9 protein-coding genes and 2 pseudogenes are annotated in these 11,582 nt (G+C 64.4%); 10 read left to right on the top strand and 1 reads right to left on the bottom strand.

What is annotated here, in order from left to right; genetic code table 11:
• The first annotated feature begins 27 nt into the window (after positions 1 to 27).
• Together eutC and FNJ47_RS39710 are read left to right on the top strand one after the other, a co-directional pair.
• Positions 28 to 801 (top strand): annotated as a pseudogene (eutC, locus tag FNJ47_RS39705) (ethanolamine ammonia-lyase subunit EutC).
• 197 nt (positions 802 to 998) lie between these two features.
• Positions 999 to 3,383, top strand: coding sequence for an efflux RND transporter permease subunit (locus FNJ47_RS39710; protein ID WP_163161405.1), 2,385 nt, complete (start codon positions 999 to 1,001; stop codon positions 3,381 to 3,383).
• 83 nt (positions 3,384 to 3,466) lie between these two features.
• Here FNJ47_RS39710 and FNJ47_RS39715 read toward each other — a convergent pair whose 3' ends face one another.
• Positions 3,467 to 3,970 carry a hypothetical protein gene (locus tag FNJ47_RS39715; protein WP_163161407.1) on the bottom strand — a complete coding sequence of 168 codons (504 nt, stop codon included), beginning with the start codon at positions 3,968 to 3,970 and terminating at the stop codon, positions 3,467 to 3,469.
• Between the two features lie 406 nt (positions 3,971 to 4,376).
• Here FNJ47_RS39715 and FNJ47_RS39720 point away from each other — a divergent pair, with 406 nt between their 5' ends.
• The 8 genes and pseudogenes from FNJ47_RS39720 to FNJ47_RS53385 all read left to right on the top strand — a co-directional run bounded on the left by FNJ47_RS39720 (position 4,377) and on the right by FNJ47_RS53385 (position 11,430).
• Complete coding sequence (locus FNJ47_RS39720) at positions 4,377 to 4,616, top strand: hypothetical protein (protein ID WP_163161409.1); 240 nt, start codon at positions 4,377 to 4,379, stop codon at positions 4,614 to 4,616.
• Between the two features lie 197 nt (positions 4,617 to 4,813).
• Positions 4,814 to 5,692, top strand: coding sequence for a squalene synthase HpnC (hpnC, locus tag FNJ47_RS39725; protein WP_163161411.1), 879 nt, complete (start codon positions 4,814 to 4,816; stop codon positions 5,690 to 5,692).
• Positions 5,689 to 6,525 carry a presqualene diphosphate synthase HpnD gene (gene hpnD / locus FNJ47_RS39730; RefSeq protein ID WP_163161413.1) on the top strand — a complete coding sequence of 279 codons (837 nt, stop codon included), beginning with the start codon at positions 5,689 to 5,691 and terminating at the stop codon, positions 6,523 to 6,525. Before hpnC ends, hpnD begins: the two co-directional genes overlap by 4 nt.
• Positions 6,525 to 7,775: a hydroxysqualene dehydroxylase HpnE gene (gene hpnE / locus FNJ47_RS39735; RefSeq protein ID WP_163161415.1), complete on the top strand. Its 1,251-nt coding sequence runs from the start codon at positions 6,525 to 6,527 to the stop codon at positions 7,773 to 7,775. Before hpnD ends, hpnE begins: the two co-directional genes overlap by 1 nt.
• 66 nt (positions 7,776 to 7,841) lie before the next feature.
• Positions 7,842 to 9,803: a squalene--hopene cyclase gene (gene shc, locus FNJ47_RS39740; protein WP_163161417.1), complete on the top strand. Its 1,962-nt coding sequence runs from the start codon at positions 7,842 to 7,844 to the stop codon at positions 9,801 to 9,803.
• Positions 9,800 to 10,558, top strand: a complete 759-nt coding sequence (locus tag FNJ47_RS39745; RefSeq protein WP_430649460.1) for a phosphorylase — start codon at positions 9,800 to 9,802, stop codon at positions 10,556 to 10,558. Before shc ends, FNJ47_RS39745 begins: the two co-directional genes overlap by 4 nt.
• Before the next feature lie 358 nt (positions 10,559 to 10,916).
• Positions 10,917 to 11,099: pseudogene (locus FNJ47_RS54860) on the top strand (Rossmann-like and DUF2520 domain-containing protein); the annotation flags it as partial.
• Positions 11,100 to 11,175: 76 nt separating this feature from the next.
• On the top strand, positions 11,176 to 11,430 hold the full coding sequence (locus FNJ47_RS53385; protein ID WP_283811350.1) for a DUF2520 domain-containing protein: 255 nt from the start codon (positions 11,176 to 11,178) through the stop codon (positions 11,428 to 11,430).
• The last annotated feature ends 152 nt before the right edge of the window (positions 11,431 to 11,582 follow it).

Consider the following 11,582-nt stretch of genomic DNA (forward strand, 5'->3'; position numbering starts at 1 on the left):
TAAAGTCTAGCCAACCGGCCGTGGACATTGCCCCATGCGCGTCCCTCGTGTTGTGACCTCTCGCCGGGCGGCGTCGTTGTCGGCCGCTACGGGGCTAGTCTTCCGACGAATGCGCTGCTTTCGTTCAAGATCGAATAGGACCGGGCCCGCGACGCCGTCCACGCGGCTTTCGATGTCGGCGGGATTGCGGCCGGCCTTGCCGGCCTGGGCATCACGCCGCGCGAGGGGTCGAGCCAGGCGCCCAGCCGGCGCGACTATCTGCGCCGGCCCGATCTCGGGCGCATGCTGGACTCCGCGTCGCGGCGGTCGCTCGAGAGCAGCGGCATCACCGCCTGCTCTTGCGCCATCGTGATCGGTGACGGCTTGTCGCCGACCGCGGTCAATGTGCACGCCGTCGAATTGATCCGGCATCTCCTGCCGCAGCTTGCGGCCGACAAGATCGACGCCGGCCCGGTCGTCGTCGCGTCGGGTGCGCGGGTCGCGCTCGGCGATGAGATCGGCGCCATCATCGGCGCACGCATGCTGGTGATGCTGATCGGCGAACGGCCCGGCCTTTCCGCGCCCGACAGCCTTGGCGCCTATCTCACCTTCGCGCCGCGGATCGGCCTCACCGATGCCGACCGAAACTGCATCTCCAACATCCACCGCGCCGGGCTGAGCTATGCGGAAGCCTCATTCAGAATCGCCTGGCTTGTGCGCGAGGGCCTGGCACGCCAGATCACGGGGGTCGCATTGAAGGACGAAAGCGGCGGTGGATCGTCACAGAATGCGTTACCAGGGTGTGACAAATCAGACACTTAGTGGTGGCGATCGGCGGTTCCCCGTCGATTTGGCTCGACCCTCGCGCTTGCGAGCAAGGGGGCGGACAGGTAAAACCGGCGCCGGTCAATATTCGCGTGTTTTCAAGGACTAGCGCCGATCAATCGCGCTCACCCGCCTCATTCGCGCCCCTAGACCCAAGCTAGACAGATTGAGCCGTTTTCAGAACTGGACAGGGCATGCTCGAGAAGAACTCCGAAAGTCAGGTCCACGTCGAGAAGGTCGAAGAGCCGCGGCCGGGGGCCAGCATCGCATTCGGGTTGGAGCGAATCGGCCTGATCGCGATCAAGGCGCCGGTCCTGTCTGTGATCATTCTGCTGGCGCTGATGGTTGCGGCCGTTTTCGGCATCGAGCGCATCAAGATCGACGACTCACTCAGCCAGTTGTTCCGTTCCAATTCCAAGGACTACAAGCAGTACGAAGCGGTCACCAAACGCTTCCCGGCAACCGAGTTCGACGTGCTGGTCGTGATCGAGGGCAAGACGCTCCTTGCGCGCGAGAACCTCGAAAAGGTCCGCGACATGGTCACCGACCTGCAGCTGGTCGAGGGCGTGCGCGGCCTGGTCTCGCTGTTTTCGGCGCGCCAGGCGCCGGAGCCCGGCAAACTGCCGGCCGCGCTGTTCCCGTCCGAGCTGCCGCAAGGCGCCGCCTACGAAAAGTTCGTCGAGACCGTCAAATCCAACGAGATCATTCGCGGCAAGCTGCTATCCGAGGATGGAACGCTGGCACTGATCGTGTTGTCGCTCGAGCCTGAGGTGGTCGGCAGCAACAAGCTCTCCAAGGTCGTCGCGGACATGAGAAAGATCATGGCCGATGATCTCAGCGGGAGCGGGCTCAACGCCCAGCTCTCCGGCGTTCCGGTCATGCAGCTCGAAATCCGCAACGCGGTCAAGCGCGACGGACTGACCTACAATATTCTCGGCATTCTGGCGGGCTGCATTATCGCCATCATCTTCTTCCGCAAGATATCGTTCATGGTGATCGCCGCGTTTCCGCCGATCATCGCGATCCTTCTCGCGCTCGGCGGCCTCGGCTGGGCCGGCTTCAATCTCAACATGTTCCTGAACGTGATGACGCCGCTCATCATGGTGATCAGCTTCTCCGACTCGATGCAGCTGACGTTTGCGGCACGAGACCGCCTGATCGCCGGCCAGGACAAGTACACCGCGTTCAGGAACGCGGTGATGGTGGTCGGTCCGGCTTGCGTGCTCACTCATGGCACCGCCGGCATCTCGTTCATCGCGCTGCAATTCTCGGATTCCGACCTGATCCGCAAATTCGGTGAGGCCGGGCTCGCCGCGACCATCATCGCGCTGATCGCCGTGCTTTCGCTTGTGCCTGCGTTCGGCGTGCTTCTGGTACGCAACGAAAAAGTGTTCGCGGTAAAATTCCAGGGCGCCGATGCCGGTGTCCAGGCGTTGCGCAATTTCTGCTACTGGATCGCGGTGCGCATGGTGGGCCGGCCCGGCCTGTTCAGCCTGATCGCCGTGATCGTGGTCGGCGGGCTCGGCATCATCTACGCCAATCTCGAGCCGCGCTACCGGCTCGCCGACCAGGTTCCGGACAAGCGGCAGGCGGTGGCGGCGTCGAGCCGGCTCGACGCCAAGCTGACCGGTGCCAATCCCGTCGACGTGCTGATCGAATTCCCCAAGGGCCAATCGCTCTACTCGCCGGAGACCTTGAAGACGATCGCAGACGTCCACGCGATGGTTGAAACCGCGGCGGGCGTCGGCAACGTCTGGTCGCTGGAAACCCTGCGCCGCTGGCTCGCCGAAAAGGCCGGCAGCAATGACGTCGCGACGCTGAAGGAGTATGTCGGCGTCATTCCCGAGCATCTGGTGCGTCGCTTCATCTCGGCCGATCAGGATGCGGTCGTGGTGTCGGGCCGGGTCCCGGATCTCGATTCGAGCCAACTGCTTCCGGTGGTGAACAAGCTGGATAGCTCGCTGGACAAGGTCCGCGCCGAGCATCCCGGTTACGAGATCGCCGTCACTGGCCTGTCGGTGATCGCTGCGCGCAACAGCGCCAACATGATTGAAAAACTGAACCGGGGCCTGACCGTCGAATTCCTGCTGGTGGCGGTCTTCATCGGGCTCGCATTCCGCTCGGTCGTGGTGATGTTCTCCTGCATCCTGCCCGGCATATTCCCTGTGGTGCTGTCAGGCACGGTGCTGTGGCTGCTCGGGGAGGGGCTGCAATTCGCCAGCGTCGTGGCCTTGACCGTGTCGTTCGGCCTCGGTCTCTCCGCCACCATCCACTTCCTCAATCGCCTGCGGCTGGAGACCAAGCCAGGTGTCACGCCGGAGCTTGCGGTGGAGCGCGCCACGGTGCTGGTCGGTCCCGCGCTGATCCTGACCACGGTGGTGCTGGCCTGCGGCCTCGTCGTCACCGTGTTCTCCGACCTGCCGTCGCTTCGCCTGTTCGGCTGGCTCAGCGCCTTCTCGATGGTCGCAGCCCTGGTTGCGGATCTCTTCATCCTGCGCCCGACCTCGATGTTCCTGATCAACCTGTCGCAAAAGCTGCGCGGCAAGGGTGGGCAACCCGCGCCGATCGAAAAGGCCTGATCTTCGACAAACAAAAGGCCCGGTTCCGAAGCGTTCGGAACCGGGCCTTTTTTTTGTTGGTCTGCGAAATCGGCCTTGGGGCGTCAGCTCTTCGTCATGGTGATCGAGACGCCGCGGATCTCACCCTTGGAGTCGATCTGCACGACCTGCTTGGAGCCGTTGGTTTGCAGGTTGAGGTTCGCGGCAAAGCCGGACGCCTCGACGAACACGTCGATCCGCCCGCCGCCTGCGGTGCCCTGCAGATTGCCGAAGATGTTGCGGCTCGCCTCGCTCCAGTTGCCGGAGATCCGGTCGCCCTGGCTGGTGACGTCGCTGGAGAGGTCGAACTTGTAGCTGTCGCTGGCGCAATGCAGGGATTGCTTCAGGCTCATGCCCGACGGCGCGACCTTGTAGTCCGCCTTGCAACGAATGCGTTCGGTCGTGCCGTTGGACAACGCCACCGTGCCCGTACCGGTCCAGGAGCCGGCGAAACCGGCGAACGGCCCGTTGGCCTGGGCATGCACCGCGGAGGCAGACAGCATCAGTGCGGCGCCGACGCCCACAGCCCTGAGAGCCTGACCATAAAGGCTGGAACCAAGCAGTTTCATTGTGAATTTTCCCATCAAAATCAACGCTTCCTTCGCAAGAAAACGTCTGGCCGCATCGAAGGTTTAGTGTCACCGAAGAATGTTAGGTTCAAACGACAGAAGCGGCGCCCGTACGCCTTTATTGTCATCGACCAGAATCACAAACCATTCGCCTCACCGTGGCATGTAGCTTTGCGCAAGTGCCATCCGCAATAGCCGAACGCGACAAAGTGATGGCATGAATCGGCGTTGTGAATCAATGGCTTATGTGGGGGTTTACAGCGCCGCAAATTTAGCCGCATTTAGCAGTGCTTGTCGTCAATCCGTTGCCGCGTTACGTGGCGTCTGCAATCCCTAAAATCCGTCCCGGCCCTGCCGAAACGCTTTTCGGGAACAGATTTTCTGCTGTCGGAAATGAAGGAATACGATGCGTAAATTTCTCTTGGCACTTGCCCTGTTGTCGATCCCGCTCTCGTCCAGCGCCTTCGCCCAGCAGCAGGCGCGCAGCGGTACCCCCGATGAGCAGAAGGCCTGCACGCGCGACGTGCAGCGTCACTGCCGTGCCGTGATCGATCAGGGCGACTTCACCATTCTCGCCTGCCTGCAGCAGAACCGCAGCAAGATCAGCGCCGCCTGCGACCAGGTGCTGAAGACCCACGGCCAGTAGGACCGGATTCAGGGTCTCGAGGGACCGCTATCGACACCGCGGCTGGCAGCCATGCCGGCCGCGGCTGCATATGCTGGCGGTCACAGATGGCATTGGTTTTGGTGGCGTATTCCCCTATATGGGGCTCGCAAATCCCCCGCATGCGCCCGACCGTTCGCGCCTGCGTCGTGCCATGACCAGTGTAGCCCAAATTTCCCATGACCACCGCGAGCGACCTGCGATCCGGAAAGACCCACCGCGACGAGAATTTTCCCGTCGCGTCGTGGATCATTCATCCGCGGCATCGTGCCCTGATCCTGGCCTTCTATAACTTCGTCCGAACTGCCGACGATATCGCCGATCATGCCACGCTGCAGCCTGCGGAGAAGCTGCGCTATCTCGACCTCATGGAGGCCGAGCTGCTCGGCAACGGCGAGACCCAGAAGGAGGCGGTCAGCCTGCGCCGGGCCTTCGCCGAGCGCGGCATGCCGCCGCGGCACGCGCTCGACGTGCTGGTCGCGTTCCGCCTCGACGTCACCAAGTTGCGCTACGAGAACTGGGATGACGTGATCGACTATTGCCGCTACTCGGCGATGCCGGTCGGTCGCTTCATGCTCGACGTGCACGGTGAGGACGCCTCGACCTGGGCGGCGTCGGATGCGCTGTGCGCCGGCCTCCAGATCAACAACCATCTTCAGGATTGCGGTAAGGACTACCGCAATCTGAACCGCGTCTATCTGCCGCGCGATGCGCTGGCCGATGCAGGCGCGACCGTCGAGATGCTCGGCGAGGCGAAGTCGCAGTCGGCGCTGCTCAAGTGCCTGCAGGCGCTCGCGGTGCGCACCGAAGCGCTGCTCGACCAGAGCAAGTCGCTCGCCGCCGAGGTGAAGGATTTCCGGCTCGGGCTCGAGATCTCGGTGATCCAGGCTTTTGCCGACAAGATCGTCACCATGCTGAAGGTGCGCGATCCGCTCAGCGAGCGCGTGCATCTGAGCCCGGTCGAGCTGCTGCTGCGGAGCCTTGGCGGCATGGCCGGCGAGACCGCCCGGCGCGCGACCGGACGGCGTGGGCTCTCCAAGACGGCGGCAGGCGCATGAGTGTTGAGGCGGCGGCCAACGCAAATTACGGAAGCACTGCGTCGGGCAGCTCGTTCTATGCCGCGATGCGCATCCTGCCGCACGCGCAGCGCGAGGCGATGTTCCAGATCTACAGCTTCTGTCGGCAGGTCGACGACATCGCCGATTCCGACGGTCCGCGGCCGGAGCGCCTGGCCGCGCTGCAGCAGTGGCGCGACGATATCGACGCGCTCTATGCGGGGCATCCGCCGGAACGGCTGAAGGACTATGTCGGACCGGTGAAGACCTTCGGCCTGAAGCGCGAGGATTTCGTCGCGATCGTCGACGGCATGGAGATGGACGTGCCGCAGGACATCCGCGCGCCGGATCTCGCGACACTCGACCTGTATTGCGATCGCGTCGCGAGCGCGGTCGGCCGGCTGTCGGTGCGCGTGTTCGGTCTGCCCGAGGAAGACGGCATCGAGCTCGCGTATCACCTTGGCCGCGCGCTGCAGCTGACCAACATCCTGCGCGACATCGACGAGGACGCCGGTCTCGGCCGGCTCTATCTGCCGCGCGAATGGCTCTGGCACGCCGGCATCACCAACAATGACCCGGCCCGCGTCACCGCCGACCGTGCGCTGCCGAAGGTGTGCGCGCCGCTGGCCGAGCGCGCCAAGATGCATTTCCAGAAGTCCGACGAGATCATGAAGCGCAATTCGCGCCGCGCCGTGCGCGCGCCGCGGATCATGTCGAAATACTACCGTGCGATCCTCGATCTTCTGATCGCGCGCGGCTTCGCTGCGCCGCGTGCGCCGGTGCGTGTGTCCAAGGCCGCCAAGATCAGCATTCTTCTTCGTTACGCGATCATCTGATGCAAAAGACCGCTCACATCATCGGTGCCGGCATTTCCGGCCTCTCCGCCGCCGTGCGGCTCGCCAATGGCGGCTACAAGGTGGCCGTCCACGAGGCGACGCAGCAGGCCGGCGGCCGCTGCCGCTCCTATTTCGATGCCGCGACCAATCTCACCATCGACAATGGCAACCATCTGGTGCTGTCGGGCAACCGCCATGCGCTGAGCTACGCGCGCTCGATCGGCACCGAGGCCGGCCTGGTGGGACCTGCGCGCGCGCAGTTTCCGTTCGTCGATCTGGCTACCGGCCAGCGCTGGCAGCTCGACCTCGGCGACTCCCGCCTGCCGTTGTGGGTGTTCGACGAGGCGCGCCGTGTCCCGGATACCGGCCTGCGCGATTATCTCGCATTGGCGCCGCTGGCATGGGCCGGCACCGAGGCGCTGGTCGGCAACACCATTCCCTGCAAGGGTACGCTGTATGATCGCCTGGTGCAGCCGCTGCTGCTCGCGGCACTGAACGTCGATCCGCCGGAGGGCTCGGCCGGGCTTGCCGGCGCCATCGTGCGCGAGACGCTGCTCGCGGGCGGGCAGGCCTGTCGTCCGCTGATCGCGCGCGACGGCCTGAGCTCGGTCCTGATCGAGCCGGCCGTGAAGCTGCTGCAGGAGAGGGGCCACAGCGTCCAGTTCAGTCACGAATTGCGTACACTTGGCATGTCGGGTGATCGCGTCACGGAGCTCGATTTTGGCGGTGGTGACAAGATCACGCTCGCGGCCGACGATGCCGTCGTGCTCGCGGTGCCGCCGCGCGCAGCGGCATCCCTGCTGCCCGGACTGAAAACGCCGACCAAATTTCGCGCCATCGTCAACGCGCATTTCCGCGTCGATCCGCCGCGCGACGCTGCGCCGATCCTCGGCGTGGTCGGCGGTCTCGTGGAATGGCTGTTCGCGTTCCCGCAACGGCTGTCGATCACGATCAGCAATGGCGACCGCCTGGTCGACATGCCGCGCGAGGAGCTCGCGCAGGCGATCTGGCGGGATATCTGCAAGGCATCCGGCATTGCCGGCGACTTGCCGCCCTGGCAGATCGTGCGCGAGCGCCGCGCCACATTTGAGGCGACACCGGAGCAGAACGCCCTGCGTCCGGGGCCCGCAACGGCGCAAAAAAACCTGTTTCTTGCCGGCGACTGGACTGCTACCGGGTTGCCAGCAACCATCGAGGGATCGGTGCGGTCGGGTGATCGCGCCGCAGATCTGGTTCTGGCCAGGCGTTAGATTCGACCTGTTAAGCGGCCGCGGCTTTCGATCAGCCGGTCCGCGATGAAGAGGATATCGAGCGAAATGCTTTCGAGAGATCACGGCGTAACAGTCGATCCGGTCGCGCTGGAGAAGAGCATCTCCAAGGCAACCGAAGCGCTGCTCGGCTATCGCCAGTCCGACGGACACTGGGTGTTCGAGCTCGAGGCCGACAGCACCATTCCGGCCGAGTATATCCTGCTGCGTCACTATCTCGCCGAGCCGGTCGACGCCGGGCTCGAGGCCAAGATCGGCAACTATCTGCGCCGCGTCCAGGGCGCGCATGGCGGCTGGCCGCTGGTGCATGATGGCCCGTTCGACATGAGCGCGAGCGTGAAGTCGTACTTCGCGCTGAAGATGATCGGCGATTCCGTCGACGCGCCGCATATGGTGCGGGCGCGCGAGGCGATCCGTTCGCGCGGCGGCGCTTCGGCCAGCAACGTGTTTACGCGCTTCCTGCTCGCGCTCTATGGCGTCGTGACCTGGCGCGCAACGCCGGTGCTGCCGATCGAGATCATGCTGCTGCCGATGTGGTCGCCGTTCCACATCAACAAGATCTCCTACTGGGCGCGCACCACCATGGTGCCGCTGATGGTGCTTGCCGCGCTGAAGCCGCGTGCGAAGAACCCGAAAGGCGTCGGCATCGACGAACTGTTCCTGGAGGATCCGAAATCGCTCCGCATGGCGCCGAAGGCGCCGCATCAGAGCGCGAGCTGGTTCTATCTGTTCCGCTCGCTCGACGCGGTGCTGCGTGTGATCGAGCCGGTGTTTCCCAAGAGCCTGCGCCAGCGCGCGATCGACGCCGCGCTCGCCTTCACCGAGGAGCGGCTGAACGGCGAAGACGGCATGGGCGCGATCTATCCGCCGATGGCCAACATCGTCATGATGTATGAGGCGCTCGGCAAGGACGAGAATTTTCCGCCGCGCGCCATCACCCGCCGCGGGATCGACAAGCTGCTCGTGATCGGCGACGACGAAGCCTATTGCCAGCCCTGCGTCTCGCCGGTGTGGGACACCGCGCTGACTTGCCATGCACTGCAGGAAGTGGGGGGCGACGATGCGCTCGCCAAGGCCAAGCAGGGGCTCGACTGGCTGAAGCCGCGCCAGGTGCTGGAACTGAAGGGCGATTGGGCGGTCAAGGCGCCGGACGTCCGCCCCGGCGGCTGGGCGTTCCAGTACAATAACGACCACTATCCCGATCTCGACGACACCGCCGTGGTCGTGATGGCAATGGACCGCGTGCGGCGTCATACCGGCACCAGGGAATATGACGAGGCGATCGCACGCGGCCGCGAATGGATCGAGGGGCTGCAGAGCCGCGATGGCGGCTGGGCTGCGTTTGACGTCAACAATCTCGAATATTACCTCAACAACATCCCGTTTTCGGATCACGGTGCATTGCTCGATCCGCCGACCGAGGATGTCACCGCGCGCTGCATCTCGATGCTGGGCCAGCTCGGCGAGACGACCGAGAGCAGCAAGGCGATGGCAGATGGTGTTGCCTACCTGCGCCGCACCCAGCTCGCCGAGGGCTCCTGGTACGGCCGCTGGGGCCTGAATTACGTCTACGGCACCTGGTCGGTGCTCAATGCACTAAATGTCGCAGGGGTCGACCGCAACGACCCGATGGTTCGGAAAGCGGTGGATTGGCTGGCGTCAGTCCAGAATCAGGACGGCGGCTGGGGCGAGAACGCCGTCAGTTACCGGCTGGATTACAAGGGTTATGAAGTTGCGCCCTCGACCTCCTCGCAAACGGCATGGGCCTTGCTTGGATTGATGGCGGCCGGAGAGGTCGAAAATCCAGCAGTTGTGCGGGGGGTGGAGTACCTAAAGGCAACACAGACGGAAAAAGGGCTGTGGGACGAGCACCGATACACAGCTACGGGGTTTCCGCGGGTATTTTACTTGCGATATCATGGTTACTCGAAGTTCTTTCCGCTCTGGGCGCTGGCGCGGTATCGGAATTTAAGAAGCACCAATAGCAGGGTGGTAGGGGTCGGGATGTGATTGTTGAGGCGGGGGCCGCCGAGACCGTGGGCAGTAGAATTGATCCTCGGCCGGTATTGATTGTGACTGGATTGGTGCAGGAGGCCCGCATCGCGGCAGGCCCCGGCATGATCGTGATTTGCAGCTCGAGCGATCCGCAGCAATTGCGTGCATTGCTGGCGACGCTGGACCCGACGACCTTCCGTGGCGTGATTTCGTTCGGCGTGGCCGGCGGGCTCGACCCGTCGCTCAAGTCGGGCGACGTCGTGGTCGCGACCGAGGTGATGTCCGGCGATACCCGTTTCCTGGCCGCGTCCGCCCTGAATGAAGAGATGATCGCCAGCGCCGCGCTGAGGCGTCGCAGGATCGTCCGCGGCGGCCTCGCAGGTGTGGAAGAGGTGATTGCGGCGAAGGCCTGCAAGGCTGCGCTGCGCTCGATCACGGGCGCGGCCGCAGTCGATATGGAGAGCCATATCGCGGCAGCCTACGCCGCCAAAGCAGGCATTCCGTTTGCCGCGCTGCGCGTGATCAGCGATCCCGCGCATCGGGCGCTGCCGGAGCTTGCGAAATCTGCGGTGAAGCCGAATGGCGACATCGACCTGCGCAAGGTGCTGCGCGGCATCGCGCGCAATCCGCGCACGCTGCGGGCGCTGGTCTCGACGGGCATCGACTTCAACCGCGCGCTGCGCTCGCTGCGCAGCTGCCGCGGCTTCCTGCTCGGCAACGACGTGCTGATGCCGGTGGAAGACGCTCTGATCACGGCGACGGCAGCCTGATCTGCCGTCCCGGACCGGGACGGATGTGTCTCGCCGCATCAAGCTCAAAACAAAAGTCCTGATCGCATCGCGGTCGGGCCTTTTGCTTTCGTGCCTGGTGGTTCGGCTTGATGCCCTGCCGATCCCGTTCCGCGTTTTGGCCGGGACTGCAAAGCCCCCGTATTTGCCGTGGGCCGTGACCCTCGCGCGTCTGCCGTTCCCGCCGCCCGGCACGTAGGCCGATCGCCTTCGGCGACCCGTCGATCTGCGCTGGGAGCCGCGTCACCGCGTGGTCCATTGCAGCGGCGCGACGGAGCTCGCGGCGATCGATCAAGCGAAATCCGCGGGCGCCGCAACCGGCGGATTTCATCCGACGCAGATGTTTGCAAATCCCGACGTCGCGCTCGAGGGGCTGCGCGGATGCACCGTCGGCATCGAGGCCGAAGGCGACTTCAGGCGCGATCTGGAATGGCTTGCGATCCGCATCGGCTGCGAGCCGCTGGCGCTGCCGGCCGGCGTGCGGGCGCTCTATCATGCCTCGGCCTACTATATCGGTCCGTTCCTGATCGCGCTGCTCAAGGAAGGCGTCGCGCTCTGGAAGAGCTTTGGTGCCAGCGAGGCCGACGCGCTGCGTGCGGATGATGCCGCTGCTGCGGGGGACCGTTGCAGCCGTTCTCGACGGCGGCCTGGCCAACGGCATGGGCGGCTGCGTGGCGCGGGGGGACGTTGGAACGATCCTCAAGCACCTCCGGGCGCTCGGTGCGTTGTATCGCGAGCTGGCGCTGCGCAATGTCCCGCTCGGGATCGAGCGTGGCACACTCAGCGCGCCCCGCGCGGCAGAGATCGAGAAGCTGCTGCTGCGGACGAGATTTGAAGAGCAGGCGGCATCTTGATCCAAGAAAAAAGCCCCGGTTCGCTGAACCGGGGCTTTCATGTCTCTGCATTCGCTCACATCGAGCTTCAGGCGGCCGTGGAAGCCTTCTGCTGCAGCTTGGCAGCGGCGGCCGCAGCTTCGTCGCGGCGGATATCCGAGAGCTTCTTCTCG

It is taken from the genome of Bradyrhizobium uaiense (assembly GCF_010811875.1).
Classification (GTDB): Bacteria; Pseudomonadota; Alphaproteobacteria; order Rhizobiales; family Xanthobacteraceae; genus Bradyrhizobium; species Bradyrhizobium uaiense.

Excerpts from the sequence above, each read along its gene's own strand:
- FNJ47_RS39710 (WP_163161405.1), top strand. The coding sequence starts at position 999 with ATGCTCGAGAAGAACTCCGAAAGTCAGGTCCACGTCGAGAAGGTCGAA.
- FNJ47_RS39715 (WP_163161407.1), bottom strand. The coding sequence starts at position 3,970 with ATGAAACTGCTTGGTTCCAGCCTTTATGGTCAGGCTCTCAGGGCTGTG.
- FNJ47_RS39720 (WP_163161409.1), top strand. The coding sequence starts at position 4,377 with ATGCGTAAATTTCTCTTGGCACTTGCCCTGTTGTCGATCCCGCTCTCG.
- hpnC (WP_163161411.1), top strand. The coding sequence starts at position 4,814 with ATGACCACCGCGAGCGACCTGCGATCCGGAAAGACCCACCGCGACGAG.
- hpnD (WP_163161413.1), top strand. The coding sequence starts at position 5,689 with ATGAGTGTTGAGGCGGCGGCCAACGCAAATTACGGAAGCACTGCGTCG.
- hpnE (WP_163161415.1), top strand. The coding sequence starts at position 6,525 with ATGCAAAAGACCGCTCACATCATCGGTGCCGGCATTTCCGGCCTCTCC.
- shc (WP_163161417.1), top strand. The coding sequence starts at position 7,842 with ATGCTTTCGAGAGATCACGGCGTAACAGTCGATCCGGTCGCGCTGGAG.
- FNJ47_RS53385 (WP_283811350.1), top strand. The coding sequence starts at position 11,176 with ATGATGCCGCTGCTGCGGGGGACCGTTGCAGCCGTTCTCGACGGCGGC.